The sequence below is a fragment of the Leifsonia sp. A12D58 genome (assembly GCF_047530025.1).
GTDB lineage: Bacteria > Actinomycetota > Actinomycetes > Actinomycetales > Microbacteriaceae > Cryobacterium.
In genome coordinates, this window is sequence record NZ_JBLJAT010000001.1 from 58,317 (window position 1) to 73,547 (window position 15,231).

Annotated in this window: 17 protein-coding genes; 12 read left to right on the forward strand and 5 right to left on the reverse strand. The window is 62.3% G+C overall.

The genetic code is table 11. The annotated features are described in order from the left end of the window. Window positions 1–4: 4 nt before the first annotated feature. The 9 genes from ACMT3I_RS00315 to ACMT3I_RS00355 all read left to right on the forward strand — a co-directional run bounded on the left by ACMT3I_RS00315 (window position 5) and on the right by ACMT3I_RS00355 (window position 6,173). Window positions 5–361 (forward strand): holo-ACP synthase, encoded by a 357-nt coding sequence (locus ACMT3I_RS00315; protein WP_414802452.1) that lies wholly within the window; start codon window positions 5–7, stop codon window positions 359–361. Then, a complete protein-coding gene (gene alr / locus ACMT3I_RS00320; protein ID WP_414802453.1) occupies window positions 358–1,482 on the forward strand; it encodes an alanine racemase in 1,125 nt (374 codons plus the stop codon). Before ACMT3I_RS00315 ends, alr begins: the two co-directional genes overlap by 4 nt. A gap of 2 nt (window positions 1,483–1,484) precedes the next feature. Beyond that, complete coding sequence (gene tsaE, locus ACMT3I_RS00325) at window positions 1,485–2,045, forward strand: tRNA (adenosine(37)-N6)-threonylcarbamoyltransferase complex ATPase subunit type 1 TsaE (RefSeq protein WP_414802454.1); 561 nt, start codon at window positions 1,485–1,487, stop codon at window positions 2,043–2,045. A 9-nt stretch (window positions 2,046–2,054) separates the two neighbouring features. Next, complete coding sequence (tsaB, locus tag ACMT3I_RS00330) at window positions 2,055–2,687, forward strand: tRNA (adenosine(37)-N6)-threonylcarbamoyltransferase complex dimerization subunit type 1 TsaB (protein ID WP_414802455.1); 633 nt, start codon at window positions 2,055–2,057, stop codon at window positions 2,685–2,687. Next, window positions 2,688–3,203 carry a ribosomal protein S18-alanine N-acetyltransferase gene (gene rimI, locus ACMT3I_RS00335; RefSeq protein ID WP_414802456.1) on the forward strand — a complete coding sequence of 172 codons (516 nt, stop codon included), beginning with the start codon at window positions 2,688–2,690 and terminating at the stop codon, window positions 3,201–3,203. Then, window positions 3,200–4,303, forward strand: coding sequence for a tRNA (adenosine(37)-N6)-threonylcarbamoyltransferase complex transferase subunit TsaD (tsaD, locus tag ACMT3I_RS00340; protein WP_414802457.1), 1,104 nt, complete (start codon window positions 3,200–3,202; stop codon window positions 4,301–4,303). Before rimI ends, tsaD begins: the two co-directional genes overlap by 4 nt. Before the next feature lie 146 nt (window positions 4,304–4,449). Continuing rightward, window positions 4,450–4,845 carry a DUF4190 domain-containing protein gene (locus ACMT3I_RS00345; protein ID WP_414802458.1) on the forward strand — a complete coding sequence of 132 codons (396 nt, stop codon included), beginning with the start codon at window positions 4,450–4,452 and terminating at the stop codon, window positions 4,843–4,845. An 87-nt stretch (window positions 4,846–4,932) separates the two neighbouring features. Continuing rightward, on the forward strand, window positions 4,933–5,643 hold the full coding sequence (locus ACMT3I_RS00350; protein WP_414802459.1) for a hypothetical protein: 711 nt from the start codon (window positions 4,933–4,935) through the stop codon (window positions 5,641–5,643). A gap of 170 nt (window positions 5,644–5,813) precedes the next feature. Continuing rightward, complete coding sequence (locus ACMT3I_RS00355; RefSeq protein WP_414802460.1) at window positions 5,814–6,173, forward strand: hypothetical protein; 360 nt, start codon at window positions 5,814–5,816, stop codon at window positions 6,171–6,173. On the opposite strand, the gene ACMT3I_RS00360 is transcribed toward ACMT3I_RS00355, so the two are convergent. Then, window positions 6,154–7,374 carry a THUMP-like domain-containing protein gene (locus ACMT3I_RS00360; protein WP_414802461.1) on the reverse strand — a complete coding sequence of 407 codons (1,221 nt, stop codon included), beginning with the start codon at window positions 7,372–7,374 and terminating at the stop codon, window positions 6,154–6,156. The genes ACMT3I_RS00355 and ACMT3I_RS00360 overlap by 20 nt on opposite strands. Before the next feature lie 140 nt (window positions 7,375–7,514). On the opposite strand from ACMT3I_RS00360, the gene groES reads away from it, so the two are divergent. From groES to ACMT3I_RS00375, 3 genes are all read left to right on the forward strand, one after another. Beyond that, entirely contained in the window at window positions 7,515–7,811 is a 297-nt protein-coding gene (gene groES / locus ACMT3I_RS00365; protein ID WP_021763071.1) for a co-chaperone GroES, read from the forward strand. Window positions 7,812–7,905: 94 nt separating this feature from the next. Continuing rightward, window positions 7,906–8,859, forward strand: a complete 954-nt coding sequence (gene rarD, locus ACMT3I_RS00370) for an EamA family transporter RarD (RefSeq protein ID WP_414802462.1) — start codon at window positions 7,906–7,908, stop codon at window positions 8,857–8,859. A 193-nt stretch (window positions 8,860–9,052) separates the two neighbouring features. Next, window positions 9,053–10,351: an ABC transporter substrate-binding protein gene (locus tag ACMT3I_RS00375; protein ID WP_414802463.1), complete on the forward strand. Its 1,299-nt coding sequence runs from the start codon at window positions 9,053–9,055 to the stop codon at window positions 10,349–10,351. Between the two features lie 619 nt (window positions 10,352–10,970). Here the strand turns inward: ACMT3I_RS00375 and ACMT3I_RS00380 are convergent. Genes ACMT3I_RS00380 through ACMT3I_RS00395 form a run of 4 tightly spaced genes read right to left on the reverse strand, consistent with a single transcriptional unit; the run spans window position 10,971 to window position 14,892 of the window. Then, window positions 10,971–11,738, reverse strand: coding sequence for an ABC transporter ATP-binding protein (locus tag ACMT3I_RS00380; protein WP_414802464.1), 768 nt, complete (start codon window positions 11,736–11,738; stop codon window positions 10,971–10,973). Next, the gene (locus ACMT3I_RS00385) at window positions 11,725–12,624 is read right to left on the reverse strand and encodes an ABC transporter ATP-binding protein (RefSeq protein ID WP_414803495.1); all 900 of its coding nucleotides are present in this window, start codon (window positions 12,622–12,624) and stop codon (window positions 11,725–11,727) included. The genes ACMT3I_RS00380 and ACMT3I_RS00385 overlap by 14 nt, the downstream gene beginning before the upstream one ends. Window positions 12,625–12,628: 4 nt before the next feature. Then, complete coding sequence (locus ACMT3I_RS00390; protein WP_414803496.1) at window positions 12,629–13,609, reverse strand: branched-chain amino acid ABC transporter permease; 981 nt, start codon at window positions 13,607–13,609, stop codon at window positions 12,629–12,631. 14 nt (window positions 13,610–13,623) lie between these two features. Further along, window positions 13,624–14,892 carry a branched-chain amino acid ABC transporter permease gene (locus ACMT3I_RS00395; protein WP_414802465.1) on the reverse strand — a complete coding sequence of 423 codons (1,269 nt, stop codon included), beginning with the start codon at window positions 14,890–14,892 and terminating at the stop codon, window positions 13,624–13,626. Window positions 14,893–15,231 lie beyond the last annotated feature (339 nt).

Genomic DNA, 15,231 nt, shown 5'->3' on the forward strand with positions numbered 1-15,231 from the left:
GACGATGATCAAGGGCATAGGTGTCGACATTGTCGACCTCGCCCGTTTTGAGCGTCAGGTCGAGCGGACGCCTGCACTCATTCCGCGCCTGTTCACTGAGAGCGAACGCACCCTTCCGGTGCGTTCGCTCGCCGCGCGTTTCGCCGCCAAGGAAGCGCTGATCAAAGCGATGGGTGACAGTGCGGGAGTGACCTGGCACGAGTTGGAAGTGGTCAGCGGAGTCGGGGGCAATCCCGAGTTCCTGCTGCAGGGCACTGCGCTTCAGGCGCTGGCTGCTCGCGGCATCACCAGCGTTCATCTGAGCATGACCCACGATGCAGGCGTAGCCTGCGCATTCGTCGTCGCGGAGGGCGACTCATGAGTAGTTTCAGAGAAGCAGTCATCGACCTCGATGCGATCGCTCACAACATCACCCAGCTGCGGGCAGACATTCAGACGGCACACACCATGGCCGTCGTCAAGGCGAATGCATACGGCCACGGGGCCATCCCTGTCGCGCAAACGGCACTGGCTGCCGGCGCAGACTGGTTGGGCGTCGCTGATATCGCTGAGGGGTTGGAGTTGCGCGCCGCTGGTATCGACGCGCCAATCCTGGCGTGGCTGCACGACCCGGTGACCGACTGGGCGCCTGCCCTGGATGCCGACATCGATTTAGGTATCTCCTCGCTACTCCAGCTGCGCGAAATCGCGGCGGCCGCGACAACGACTGGGCGCGCGGCGAACGTGCACATCAAGCTAGAAACCGGGCTCAGCCGCAATGGTGTTTCCGAGTCGGACTGGCCTGAGTTGCTTGCAGTTGCCGCCGAGCTCGAGGCGACCGGCAGCATCAGAGTGCGCGGAATCTTCAGCCACCTCTCCAATGCCTCTGCCGCGGACGATGAAGCGGCGATCGCCTGCTTCGATCGCGGCCTCGCCGCCGCAGCGTCTGTCGGGTTGACTCCCGCACTCATCCACCTGGCATCCACCGCTGCGGCGATCCGGGTGCCTGCGGCCCGCTACTCGATGGTGCGGCTTGGCATCGGCATTTATGGGCTCTCGCCGTTCGACGACGCAACGTCTGCGGACCTGGGCCTGATTCCCGCTATGACGCTGCGGTCTACAGTCGCTGCCGTGCGCGAGGTCACCGCCGGTACCGGAGTGTCTTACGACTACACCTGGCGAGCACCGGAAGACGTCAGACTGGCGCTGATCCCGCTCGGTTATGCGGATGGCATCCCGCGGCAGGCGTCAGGACGGGCGCCGGTCGTCATCAACTCCCAGAGGTACACCGCGGCCGGCCGCATCGCCATGGACCAGTTCGTCGTCAGCGTCGGTCACGACAGCGCGAGTGTAGGTGACCCTGCAGTGCTGTTTGGCGATCCGTCGACGGGTGTGCCGAGCGCCACTGACTGGGCGGATGCCGCCGAGACGGTGAATTACGAGATCGTCACCAGGATTGGTAATCGTGTGACCCGCACGTATCTGCCGGTGATCGGGCGCTGATCATGAAATCGTTCGTCCTGAAGCGCACCATCCCCGACGCCGACAGCATGCATGAGTTCGGTATAGAGCTTGCCGGCATGCTCAACGCCGGCGATCTGGTCGTGCTCACCGGACCTCTCGGCGCGGGCAAGACCACCCTCACCCGCGGCCTGGGAGAGGCCCTCGCCGTGCGCGGTGCGGTCACCAGCCCGACGTTCGTGCTTGCCCGCACCCACCCGAGCACCATCGGGGGCCCGCCCCTGGTGCATGTCGACGCCTATCGGCTGGCCAGCGCTGTAGAACTCGACGATCTCGACATCGACTTCGCCCGCTCGATCGTGGTTGTCGAGTGGGGCCGCGGGATGCTCGAAGGCATCACTGACTCCTGGCTCGATATCGAGATCGAGCGGCCGGTGGGTGCTTCTGAGGCTGTGGCCTCAAGCGCTGAGGGTGCTGAGGGCGCTGAGGGAGCTGAGAGCACCGATGGTAGCGACGCCGCCGAACTCGGTTTCGACCTCGATGAACCTCGCACTGTGACCATCACCGCGCATGGTCCCCGCTGGGCAGACAGCAGCTGGGCATAGGCTGAACCAGTGCTTCTCGCAATTGATACCTCAGCAGGAACCAGTGTCGCCGTCGTCGACCGCGATGCCGGCGTGATCGCCGAACACGGCATCCCAGACACCATGCGGCACGCCGAGGTGATCGGTGACCTCATCCAGCAGTGCCTGACAGACGCCGGCATCCCCATCTCGGCGCTGTCTGGCGTCGTCGCAGGCATGGGACCCGGTCCGTTCACGGGGCTGCGCGTTGGAATAGCGGCAGCCAGGGTCTTTGCGCTCGGTGCAGGCAAGCCGCTGGTTCCGCTGGTGAGCCACGACGCCGTCGCATATGGGCAGTATCTGGCTGGAGCATCCGGCCCGTTGATCGTGGTGACTGACGCGCGCCGTAAAGAGGTCTACTGGTCGGCGTACAGCGGATGCGATGAGGTCGGCCTGCCCATCCGCATTGACGGTCCGGCGCTGTCGAAGCCGGCAGAGCTGCTCGAGCCCGAGTTTGTGCACGCTGGAATGCCCAGGGTTGACGCGACCGAGATCTCTGCAGGGGACCTCGGAATGGTCGCTGAGATCAGCTTCGCCAATAAGCGCGCATTCGCTGCGGACGAGCCGCTCTATCTGCGCTCGCCCGATGTCACCCTGTCGGCCGGTCCCAAGCGGGTGAGCTGAATGGGCTGGCAGTTGCGCCGCGCCCACGCCGAGGATGTTGACGCGATCATGCTGCTTGAAACGAGCATCTTCGAAAACGATGCCTGGTCGACGACGATGATGGCCAGGGATGTCGCTGACCCCGCCTGCTACTACCTGGTGGCGTTCAACCCAGATGAGCAGGTACCCGACGATCAGAAGCGAATCGTGGCCTATGCCGGCCTGCTGGCTCCCCGAGGGGCGCTCGAGGGTGACATCCAGACGATTGCCGTGCACGAAGACGCCCGCGGCCAGGGGCTAGGCCGCGTGCTCATGCAGAGCTTGATCACCGAAGCGCAGAAGCGTGGTGCCAGAGAGATCTTCCTGGAGGTGCGCGCAGACAATCCCACAGCGCAGGGGCTGTATCAGCGGCTGGGCTTTGAAGAAGTCGGCATCCGACGCGGCTATTACCAGCCTGACAATGTTGACGCAGTTGTGATGCGACTGCACATCCTCGAACCGACGACGACACTTGCAACAGAGACTGTAGAAAAATGACCGACACCGCACCGCTGAACCGCATCGACCCGCTGGTCCTCGGTATCGAAACCTCCTGCGATGAGACGGGAATCGGCATCGTGCGTGGAACGACCCTGCTCTCGAACACCATCGCGTCATCGATGGACGAGCATGCCCGTTACGGGGGAGTCGTGCCAGAGGTCGCAGCCAGGGCCCACCTCGGTGAGCTTGTGCCGTCGATCAACGCCGCTGTGGCCGAAGCGGGCATCACCCTCGCCGACATCGATGCTGTGGCCGTCACCAGCGGGCCAGGGCTTGCCGGTGCGCTCATGGTGGGGGTCGGAGCGGCCAAGGCGCTCGCCGTATCGCTCGGCAAGCCGATTTATGCCGTCAACCACCTCGTCGGTCACGTCGGTGCCGACGTACTCAGGGTGACGGATGTCGCTGACTCGTCTGCCGACTCGGAGACCGAGCCGCTGGCCTATCCGACGATCGCATTGCTGGTCTCCGGGGGGCACACGTCACTGTTGCTCGTGCGTGACCTGGTCTCTGACGTCGAGCTGTTGGGCGAAACCATCGATGACGCGGCAGGCGAGGCATTCGACAAGGTTGCCCGCGTGCTTGGCCTGCCCTACCCCGGCGGCCCCCAGATCGACAGGGTCGCAGCGGATGGCAATCCGAAGGCGATCCGCTTTCCGCGCGGCCTCGGCCTGCCCAAAGACATGGCCAAGCACCGCTATGACTTTTCATTCTCGGGGTTGAAGACCGCTGTGGCTCGTTGGGTGGAACAGCGCCAGGATGCCGGTGACGAGGTCCCCATCGCGGATGTCGCTGCCAGCTTCAGGGAAGCGGTGGTCGATGTGCTGCTCACGAAGGCCATCGCCGCCTGCAACGATTTCGACGTACCTCGCCTGCTCCTGGGCGGAGGCGTGGTCGCCAATGCGAGGCTGCGCGCCGTGGCTGAGGAACGCACGGCGGCGGCAGGCATAGCGCTCCGGGTTCCGCCGTTGTCGCTCTGCACCGACAATGGCGCAATGATTGCAGCGCTTGGAGCGCAACTGATCATGGCCGGCCACGAACCGTCGACGCTTGAGTTCGGCGCGGATTCTACGCTTCCCGTCACCCAAATTCAGGTGTAAGAAACGCTCAAATCTCCCGTTGGCGGCGGACTGAGGCTATCCTGAAGTAGGGGATAACCAGCCGAAATAGCTGGCTGACACCAGATTTGATCGTGGGTTGTCATGCTGGCACCGCGAATGCCCGGCTTTCGGAAGGAGCCTAGAAAATGACTGACCCGAACCTCCCTCCCACTACTCCGCAACCCGCACCGGTGCAGCAAGCGCCTGCGTACCAGCAGGCACCGACGTATTACCAGCAGACCCCGCCCGCACCGCAGTACGGCCAGACGTCTGGCCAGCCGGCTCAGCCTGGCAAGTACAACGTTCTGGCAATCGTCTCACTGGTCTCTGCGTTCTTCTTTTCGCTTGTCGCAGTGATCACCGGTCACATCGCGCTGAGTCAGATCAAGCGCACCGGTGAGCAAGGGCGCGGACTCGCTATCGCCGGGCTGGTACTCGGCTATCTCGGCATCCTTGCTTCGATCATTGGCACCATCATCTTCTTTGCGGTATTCCTGCCGTACATGGCGACTGTCGACCCCAATACGTTCACTACCAACTAGTGCCGTTCACAACGGTTCATCTTCGTGATGGCGAACCGTGTGCGATGGCGAATGTGACTGCGAAGCATCTGAAAGGAACGAACTCCGATGAGTGATCCACAGAATCCAGAAGTTCCCCGCGTCCCCGAAGTACCCGATGTGCCGCAGGTTCCTGAGGTACCGCAGGTGCCCGAGATCCCCGACCCCTTCGCCCCGGATGCCACGACTGCTGCGGCTACCCCGCAGCCCCCACAGGCATCGACCCCCTCGACACCAGAGGGTTCTGGCACCCCAGATACCCCAGGCTCTCCCAACGCCGCCGGCACACCTGGCACTCCGGAAGCCCCTCAGGTGCCCCCAGTCGCTCCGACCCCTCCGGCTCCGGCTGCCGGAAGCCCCTATGGTGCTCCGACGCAGCAGCCACCCGCGTACGCAGCCGGAGGCCAGCCGCCGGCATACGGTGCGCCAACTCCGCCGCCGCCTGGATACGGCACTCCCGGTGCGCAGCCATACGGCGGAGCGCCCGCGGCCAAGCAGCCGGTGCTGAGCATCATCTCGTTGGTCGCCGGTATCGTCGGTCTGCTTGGATTCCCCGTGGTCTTCCTGCCCATCGTCGGAGGCATCCTCGGTCTCATCATTCCCGCCGGTGCCGTCGTCCTTGGATTCCTCGGACGGTCGAAGGAGCCGCGGGCCAAGGGCATGTGGTTGACCGGCATCATCACCGGTTTCGTCGGTCTTGCGATCGCCGTGATCAGCATCATCGGCTGGGCGATCGTTATCGCGTCGTTCCCGTCCAATGGATACAACTACAACTACTAGGCAGCAGCCAGTAGTAACTCAGTCGCTCAATTCAGCGTGGGCGCCACATCGCGTGGCGCCCACGCTCATTCTCGGAGGTCGTTTCAATGGTTGGGCAGCACAGTGACTCCGGGGCGCCCTCGGAGGCTGGGTCGCACCCGGAACCTGAGACGCCAAACGATGACTTCCGGTTGGACCTGACACGTCCGCCAGCTCCCGTCGAGGGGCAGCTCGCCTACGAGTCGACGGTGACGGCTCCCACAGAGTGGGTGCCGTACGTCTACACGAACGCTGAGATCCAGGCGCTTACCGAACGCCGCGAACTCTCGGTCGCTTCGCTGGTTTGCGGCCTGATCGGTCTGCTGCTCGCGGTATTCGGAGTCTGGGGGATTCTGTTGTCAGTAGCCGCCCTGGTGCTCAGCCTGGTAGCGAGGCGCACCGAGCGGATGGCCGGAGGGCTGTGGATCTACGGGTTTCTGACGGGCGCCATCGGCCTGGTGCTCAGCGTCGGCTGGATCGTGCTGATCGCCGTCATTTTTCCGAGACTGTAGAAGCCGCAGGACGCGCCACGCGTTCGACCAACAGGGCAGTGCGCTTTCCACCGACCCGCGTCATGATGAGGGTTCCCGACGCTGTGCCTGTCAGACGCAGACGGGTACGGAGCGTTGCCGGATCGACATCCACACCGCGCTTCTTGATCTCAAGAGTGCCGATCCCGCGTGCCTTCAGCGCCTGCTTCAGCTTCTTCTCGTCGAAGGGCAGCTCATCGATCACCCGGAATGCCGTGGCGAACGGTGAATCGGCCAGGGTGTCAGAGGTGAAGTACGCGATGCCCTCACTCAGCATCCCCGCATCGACCGAGCGGGCCAGGTCGCCGATGAGGCGCGCGCGGATAACGGCGCCATCAGGTTCGTAGACGTACTGCCCAAGTGGTGCAACATCGACATCTTCGGTATCTGCGGCCGCGTTGAGCTCGGCGACCCCACCTGCGGTGAGGACGAGCGCCGAGCGGCGGATGTTCTCTCGTGCGAGAACACCGAACCAGAGGGCCATCTCGACAAGCTGGCCGTCGACGGAGACCCATTGGGCCTCGGCATCCACTGGGATCGCGTCGCGGTCATGGCCTGGGCCGAGCTTCACGCCGAGCGGGAGTGTGTTGGCCAGACCGAAGACGTAGTCGAGCGAGGGGGAGTAGTCCTCTGGCCGCGTCAACCGGGATGTGTTGCCATGGCCTGCGGTTCGACGGGCGGGGTCAAACCAGGCGCCGTCGAAGCCGGTCAGGTCGAATGTCTCTGCGTTTGCCTGCTCGACGTGCGCCTGGGAAAACGGAGCAAGGTTGAAACTCGCGACTGTGGCGGTAATCTCGTCGGTGTCGACGGCCGTCACTGCGAGGTCCATGGCGGACATCGCCATCGCGTCGCCGCCGATACCGCATCCGAGATCTGCGACTTTGTGCAGGCCTGCTCCGGCAAAGCGGCCAGCGTGCAAGGCTGCGACTCGAAGCCGGGTGGCCTGCTCCAGGCCCGCCTCGGTGAACAGCATCCGCGCGGCGAATTCACCAAACTTGCCCTGGGCCTTTGCGCGCAGTTTCGACTGGGTGAGCACCGCGGCTACCAGCCCGGGAGAGTGGCCGGCCTTTCGCAGATCGGCGACAAGTCGCACAACATCTGCACTCGACTCATACGCGGGAAGGGAATCGAGAAGCCGCAGGCCCTCTGGTGATAACAGCTCGACGAGCTCTGAGCGATCCATTACGTCACGGTAGCACCGATGCCGGTGCCGTCATTGTCTGGCACTCACGTTGCGTGAGTGCCAGATGCGCCCTAAACTCGAATTAGCACTCTCGACGTGAGTCTGCCAACCCTATGTCTTAGTTAAGAAAGAGGTCAACCGTGTCGGTCTCCATCAAGCCGCTCGAGGATCGCATCGTCATCAAGCAGGTCGAGGCAGAGCAGACTACTGCTTCAGGTCTTGTCATTCCTGACACTGCCAAGGAGAAGCCCCAGGAGGGTGAAGTTGTTGCAGTAGGCCCCGGCCGCATCGACGACAACGGCAACCGCATCCCGCTCGACGTCGCAGTCGGCGACAAGGTTATCTACTCCAAGTACGGCGGAACCGAGGTCAAGTTCGGCGGAGAAGACCTCCTCGTTCTCTCGGCTCGCGATGTTCTCGCAGTGGTAGTTCGCTAGTTTTACGCTTCATCATCGGGCCCCGGATAGCATCGCTATCCGGGGCCCGATCTTTTTCTGCGAGGCTGGTTTCTACCGGCCCTAGGATTGGCAGATGTCAGCAGAACCAGTGGTAACCCCCGCTCCCGTACGGGTCGACCGCAGTGAAAACAGCAAGGGCCTCATCTACGCCGTCTCGGCCTATGTGCTGTGGGGCATGCTGCCGCTGTATTTCCTGTTGCTCGTACCGACGAATGCGTTCGAGATCGTTGCGTGGCGCGTTCTGTTCTCCCTGCTGTTCTGCGCGCTGGTCATCACCGTCACTCGCAAGTGGCGTGCGCTCACCGCGGTGCTGAAGAAGCCACGGGTGGTGCTGACGATGGGACTCGCGGGCGTCTTCATCTACGTCAACTGGCAGACGTATGTGTTTGCGGCGGTCAGCGGACACGTGGTCGAAGCCGCTCTCGGGTACTTCATCAACCCGATCGTCACGATCTTTCTCGGCGTGCTCGTCTTGCGGGAGCGGCTTCGCTTCATGCAATGGCTTGCAGTCGGTATCAGTGTGGTGGCGGTGGGAGTACTCACCGTCGGCTACGGTGCTGTGCCGTGGATCTCGCTGATCCTCGCTTTTTCGTTCGGCTTCTACGGCTTGATCAAGAAGAAGGTCGGCAACGATGTGGATGCCGTAACCGGATTGACGCTGGAGACTGCCTGGCTGGCACCGATCGCCATCATCCAGTTGATCGTCGTAGCCGCACTGTCCGGGCTGACATTCGGCACCATCTCGCCGGGGCACACGCTTGGCCTGGTGACACTCGGTGTCGTTACGGCCGTGCCGCTGCTCTTTTTCGCTGCGGCGGCCAGGCGGCTTCCGCTCACCACGATGGGCCTGATCCAGTACTTCGCACCCGTGCTGCAACTGCTCGTGGGCGTGGTGGTACTACACGAAGCGATGCCGGTCGAACGTTGGGTAGGTTTCGGCCTGGTTTGGGTGGCCCTGGTCATGCTCACTATCGACATGGTTGTCGCCGGACGAGCACCGCGGCGAGCAACCCTCGAGCCGGTCTAGGGGGACAACCGGGCCGCTCACCGTCTGGTGTGAGAGAGAATCCGCGATCAGATGATAAATCGTAACGATTTGGGTCGGTTTACACGGTTGTTACACGGTTGTCTTGTTTCAGGTGGTTCCTGTCAATACTGTGACAGGACGGTAGCCAGTCGGTTGCTGTGTTCTTTAAGTATTCCTAGTCCCAAGGAGCAACATGAGCGTATTCGCGAAGGCCTCGGCCTCCCGCTCAGTTCGGGCAGTAGTCACTGGTATCGCCATGGTCGGCGTCAGCGCACTCCTGCTCACTGGATGCAGCAACGGTTCGGCAGACACCCCGGCCGACACCAGTAGCCCGGCTGCAAGCGGCGACGCAAACCAGATCGATGCCGGCGACCGCGATCTCAGTCTGAAGATCGGCACCATCCTTCCCCAGAGTGGCGCTCTCGCCTTCCTCGGGCCGCCCGAAGAAGCCGGCGTCAAGCTGGCAGTTCAGGATATCCAGGACGCCGGACTCGGCATCGACATTGAGGCGATCCTGCGTGACTCGGGTGACACCACGACCGATACCGCAACCGTGTCGGTGACCGACCTTCTGTCGCAGAAGGTCTCAGCCATCGTCGGTGCAGCATCCTCCGGTGTCTCCAAGACCGTGATCGACCAGATCGTCGGCGCTGGCGTCGTACAGTTCTCGCCGGCAAACACCTCGGCAGACTTCACTGACTACCCAGACAAGGGCCTGTACTGGCGTACAGCGCCGTCTGACGTGCTGCAGGGCGAGGTGCTCGGTAACCTGATCGCTGAAGATGGTAACTCGACCCTTGGCCTTATCGTGCTGAACGACTCGTACGGAACCGGCCTGGCCGAGTCAGTCACGACTGCGTTCGAAGGTGCTGGCGGCAAGGTCGTCGCGACGTCGCTGTTCAACGAAGGTGACTCCAACTTCGCGTCGCAGATCTCTGAGGTGACGGCAGCCAACCCGGACGCGATCGCACTGATCACGTTCGACCAGGCCAAGGTCATCACTCCGGCGCTCGTCGGAACCGGCTTCCCTGGCGACAAGCTCTACTTCGTCGATGGCAACCTCGCCGACTACTCGGCTGACTTCGCGCCCGGTCTCATCACCGGCTCGAAGGGCACCCTGCCGGGTCTCGACACCGCCACGCTCGGTGACTTCACCGACCGCCTCAAGGAGATCGACCCGACGCTGACCGACTACAGCTACGCAGCTGAGTCATACGACGCCGTCACTCTCATCGCACTCGCTGCATACGCAGCGAATGACACTGCTGGCACGTCGATCGCTGACTACCTCCGTCAGGTCTCCGGTGGAACCGGTGACGGCACGAAGGTCACCGACTTCAAGAGCGGTGCAGAGCTGCTCAAGAAGGGCGAGCAGATCGACTACGACGGCTACTCCGGCCCGGTCACGTTCGACGAGAACGGTGACCCGACCGAAGCAACCATCGGTATCTACCAGTACAACGCAGACAACACGTACAAGCGCATCAACTAATTAGCACCGCGTGTGAAGGGCCCCGGCTTCGGTCGGGGCCCTTCTTTGTTCCCTGGCCCGTTGCTTGTTCCTTGGCCCGCTTTTTGTTGCATAACTCCTGCTGGTTGCCCGCCGGGCGATGTGGGCGCCCGGAAAATCAGGGGCCGTGCCGTGTGCGGCCGCAAATTGCAGGAGTTATGCACGGCCTGAAGGAGTTGTGCACGGCCATTCGTCACGTAGTCGGTGGGCAGCAGGGGCAGCAGGGGGCAGCTGGGTGTTGTATAACTCCTGCTGGTTGTCCGCCGGGCGATCTGGGCGCCCGGAAAATCAGGGGCCGTGGCGTGTGCGGCCGCAAATTGCAGGAGTTATGCACGGCCTGAAGGAGTTGTGCACGGACGGCCATTCATCACGTAGTCGGTGGGCAGCAGGGGGCAGCTGGGTGTTGCATAACTCCTGCTGGTTGGCCGCCGGGCGATCTGGGCGCCCGGAAAATCAGGGGCCGTGCCGTGTGCGGCCGCAAATTGCAGGAGTTATGCATCGGGGGAGGTGGCAACCCCAGCAACCCCAGCACCCCGGCACACAAAAAAGCAGCGGGGAGCACGCAATCGCGTGCTCCCCGCTGCGTGCAGCGCGTTCGGAATCAGTCCTGGCCGAGAGTGCCGAGGTAGAGACCGATGACCTTGGGGTCTTTCAACAGCTCACGTCCGGTACCCGTGTAGGCATCTGTGCCCTGGTCGAGAACGTAGCCTCGGTCACAGATCTGCAGGCAGCGCCTGGCATTCTGCTCGACCATAATCGTGGTGACGCCGGCCTTATTGATCTCCTTCACGCGCAGGAACGCTTCGTCCTGACGCACGGGGGAGAGTCCGGCAGACGGCTCGTCAAGGAGCAGCACGTGCGGTCCCATCATGAGCGCTCGCGACATAGCAACCATCTGGCGCTCGCCGCCGGAGAGTGAGCCGGCGCGCTGCCCGAGACGCTTCTTCAGCTCTGGAAAGATCTCGGTGACGAATTCAAGTCGCTCGTCGAGACCCTTGGGCTTCTGGAACATTCCCATTTCCAGGTTCTCCTGGATCGTGAGCGTCGGAAAGACGTTGTTGGTCTGCGGCACAAAACCAACGCCCTTGGAGACCAGCTTGTTCGCCTTGAGGTTCGTGATGTCTTCACCGCGCAGCAGGATCTCACCTGCTCGCACCTTGACCTGTCCGAAGATCGACTTCAGCAGCGTCGACTTACCGGCTCCGTTCGGGCCGATGATGCCGATGAGCTCGCCGTCGTAGGCCGTGAGCGAGCAATCGTTCAGGATGTTGACCCCCGGCAGGTAGCCGGCGGTGACGGCTTTCACGTCAACGACCGGCACGCGCGTCTCAACGATGGGCTCGCTGACCACAGGGCTAGAGAACGTCATCGAGGAGCTCCTTAATCGCTACAACGTGCTCGGTGTCATCCGAGCCGAGGTCTTCATCGTGGTGCTGTCCGAGGTAGGCATCGATAACTGCCGGGTTCTGCATGACAGTGTGCGGGTCGCCCTCTGCAACGACGCGACCCTCTGCCATCACGACAACCCAGTCAGCGATGTGCCGCACCATGTGCATGTCGTGCTCGACGAAGAGCACGGTCATGCCCTCGGCCTTCAAATTCAGGATGTGATCGAGCAGCGACTGCGTGAGCGCCGGGTTCACGCCCGCCATCGGCTCATCGAGCATCACCAGTGTCGGGTCGCTCATCAGCGCCCTGGCCATTTCAAGCAGCTTGCGCTGCCCGCCGGAGAGACTGGCCGCGTAGTCGTCTTTCTTGGTGTCCAGCTTGAAACGGGCGAGAAGCTCGATGGCCTTCGCCTCATTCGCCTCTTCCTCCTTGCGCCAGAGGAAAGGGAGCATCGCCCTGAAGATGTTCTCGCCGGTCTGGCCCTTCGCGCCCAGCTTCATGTTGTCCATGACGGTGAGCAGGCCCAGCGCCTTGGTCAGTTGGAAGGTGCGGATCTGGCCCATGCGGGCAACCCTGTATGCCGGAACGCCGTGCAGCGGATGCCCCTCGAAGTCCCAACTGCCGGTGTCCGGTTTATCGAACCCGGTGAGCAGGTTGAACAGTGTGGTCTTGCCTGCACCGTTCGGGCCGATCAACGCCGTGATGGCACCGCGCGGGATCTCGAGGTGGTCGACATCCACTGCCTTCAAGCCACCGAACGTGCGGGTGACGTTGTCGGCGACGAGGATAGGATCGCGCTTCTTGCAGCCGGGTACGGCCTCGCCGATGTGCAGGTCGACGGACTTCACCGGCTTTGCTGTGGGAATCGTGTCACTTGACAAAGGCCAACTCCTTCTTATTGCCGAAGATGCCTTGCGGCCTGAAGATCACTATCAGCATGATCGCAAAACCCACCAAAATAAAGCGCAGCTGCCCGGCCTGGATGCTGGTCATGAATGGCAGCCAGCCGGCCTCGACTGCTCGGGCGATGAAGCCGGAGAAGAACGACAGCAGCACCCAGAAGATCATCGACCCGATGACAGGGCCGAGGATCGTCGCGGCGCCACCGAGCAGCAGGATCGCGTAGACGAAGAACGTGAGCGACGTCTGGTAGTTCGATGGCACGACGGCGCGGGGAAGGATGAAAATCATTCCGGCAATGGTGCCGTAGACGCCACCGAGGATGAGCGACTGCATCTTGTACGAGTAGACATTCTTGCCCAGCGCCCTGACGGCATCCTCGTCTTCACGGATGCCCTTGATCACGCGGCCCCACGGGCTGCGCATCAGCTGCCAGGTGAACAGGCAGGCGAGGATGACGATTGTCCAGGCCACGATGCGCAGCCACCAGTCGTACGCGTTGTATGTGAATGGACCGATGCCGTATGTGCCATCGGGGATCGGGTTCAGTGCCGCGAATCCGTCCTTGTATCCGCTGAGGCCGTTCGCCGAACCGGTGACACGTTCAAACGTGTTCGTGGTGAATAGCAGTCGTACGATCTCGGCTGCCGCAATCGTGACGATTGCCAGATAGTCGGCTCTCAGTCGCAGTGTCGGGATGCCGAGGATCAAGGCAAAGATCACCGACGCCCCGATACCGACCAGGACTGCTCCCCAGACAGGGAACCCGAACGTGAGAATTGAGATGGCGTAGCCGTACGCGCCCAAGGCCATGAAGCCGGCCTGGCCGAAGTTCAGCAGCCCGGTGTAGCCGAAGTGGACCGCGAGGCCCAATGCGGCGAGGGCGTAAGCCGCAGTGGTCGGGCTGATCAGCTCGACGGCCGCGTTGTTGAAAATTGCTCCCCAGTCGATCATCGGATGCCCCTCTAGCCAATTCTCTCTTTACGACCCAGGATTCCCTGCGGTCGAAACAACAGGACAAGGATCAACACGACCAGTGCGCCGACGTACTTGAGGTCGGAGGGAAGCCACAGCGTTGACAGCTCAACGAAGAGACCGACGATGATCGAACCGATCAGGGCGCCGAACGCGGTACCGAGCCCGCCGAGGGTGGTGGCGGCGAAGACGAGCAGCAGGATCTGGAAGCCCATGTCCCAGCTGACGCCTGGACGGAAGTATGCCCAGAGCACACCGCTCAGGCCTGCAAGCGAGCCGCCAAGGATCCAGACGATGCGGATGACCCTGTCGACGTCGATGCCGCTGGCCGAGGCGAGACTCGGGTTGTCTGACACGGCGCGTGTTGCCTTGCCGATCCGGGTGCGCAGCAGGAAGTAGGAGACAGCGAGCAGCACGACGATGCTGATGCCCATGCTTGCCATGTCTATCGGCGAGAGTCTGACTGGCCCGAACTGCAGGTCGGCCATACCCGACCCCGGCAGCTGCTTCGTTTCACCGCCGACGAAGAACTGGTAGATGTAGCGCAGCGACAGCGAGAGGCCGATGCTGACGATCATCAGCGGGATCAACCCGACACCCTTCTTACGCAACGGTTTCCAGAGCGCAGCGTCGAGGCCGAAGCCAAGCCCACCGCTCAGGATGACGGCGATGATGATCGCGAGCCAGATCGGTAACCCGAGCGGCACGGAGAAGGCGAACGTCATCAAGGCGCCGAAGGTGATCATCTCGGCGTGCGCAAAGTTGCTGAGACCCGTTGTACCGAAGATCAGCGACAGACCGATGGCGGCCAGCGCGAGCAAGAGCCCGAAGTTGAGTCCATTGACTAATCGGTTGAGGAACTGGTCAAAGAAGCTGACTGTCGTTCTGGTGCCTTCTCCGAGGAAGAAGTTCACCGACTTGACCTTGGTGAGGCCGAATTCGGCCTCGATGCTGCTGCCGCCCTTGGCGACGATGACACCCTTGGGAAGGGTCTGCTCATCGAGGCTCACGGTGTACGTCCCCTTGTCAGGGACGCCGATCTTCCATTTGCCGTCTACGCCGGTCTTCACTTCAGATTCGAAGCCATCGCCCTTAACGCTAATGAGGACGCCATCGATGGGTTCGCCGTCGAACTGTACGTTTCCGGCCAATACGTAGTCGTATTGATCGGTGCCGATTTCATCGGCGTGAGCCGGACTGGCGGAGAAAGTGGACAGGGTCAGAGCAGCGAACAGAAATCCGAGGACTAATACAAGCATCCTGGGCGAAACTCTGCGAGCCGTATGAATGGACTTCACCGCACCTCCATGGTGGTGCCTGCATGATCACTGACCGAGCGGGCCCCGGGGTCTCTCCTGCCGACATCGATGTCGACAGTACGTGCCGATTATGTCGCATTTGTTTCAGCCGTGAGTACAGCAGCCGCGCGGCAGGGATCACAAGTTTGTAAACATCGTGGCCGTCGTGGGATGTCCGAACCATTGATTTAGTTGTGAACGAGCAGGATCTATGCCGATTTCGGCTGTCAAATGCTCATGTTTCGGGTGGATGAACTGATTGGCGGACTGCGGAATGTTCACTCAGCAATTTCGCTTAAC

Excerpts from the sequence above, each read along its gene's own strand:
- ACMT3I_RS00315 (WP_414802452.1), top strand. The coding sequence starts at position 5 with ATGATCAAGGGCATAGGTGTCGACATTGTCGACCTCGCCCGTTTTGAG.
- alr (WP_414802453.1), top strand. The coding sequence starts at position 358 with ATGAGTAGTTTCAGAGAAGCAGTCATCGACCTCGATGCGATCGCTCAC.
- tsaE (WP_414802454.1), top strand. The coding sequence starts at position 1,485 with ATGAAATCGTTCGTCCTGAAGCGCACCATCCCCGACGCCGACAGCATG.
- rimI (WP_414802456.1), top strand. The coding sequence starts at position 2,688 with ATGGGCTGGCAGTTGCGCCGCGCCCACGCCGAGGATGTTGACGCGATC.
- tsaD (WP_414802457.1), top strand. The coding sequence starts at position 3,200 with ATGACCGACACCGCACCGCTGAACCGCATCGACCCGCTGGTCCTCGGT.
- ACMT3I_RS00345 (WP_414802458.1), top strand. The coding sequence starts at position 4,450 with ATGACTGACCCGAACCTCCCTCCCACTACTCCGCAACCCGCACCGGTG.
- ACMT3I_RS00350 (WP_414802459.1), top strand. The coding sequence starts at position 4,933 with ATGAGTGATCCACAGAATCCAGAAGTTCCCCGCGTCCCCGAAGTACCC.
- ACMT3I_RS00360 (WP_414802461.1), bottom strand. The coding sequence starts at position 7,374 with ATGGATCGCTCAGAGCTCGTCGAGCTGTTATCACCAGAGGGCCTGCGG.
- rarD (WP_414802462.1), top strand. The coding sequence starts at position 7,906 with ATGTCAGCAGAACCAGTGGTAACCCCCGCTCCCGTACGGGTCGACCGC.
- ACMT3I_RS00375 (WP_414802463.1), top strand. The coding sequence starts at position 9,053 with ATGAGCGTATTCGCGAAGGCCTCGGCCTCCCGCTCAGTTCGGGCAGTA.
- ACMT3I_RS00380 (WP_414802464.1), bottom strand. The coding sequence starts at position 11,738 with ATGACGTTCTCTAGCCCTGTGGTCAGCGAGCCCATCGTTGAGACGCGC.
- ACMT3I_RS00395 (WP_414802465.1), bottom strand. The coding sequence starts at position 14,892 with ATGCTTGTATTAGTCCTCGGATTTCTGTTCGCTGCTCTGACCCTGTCC.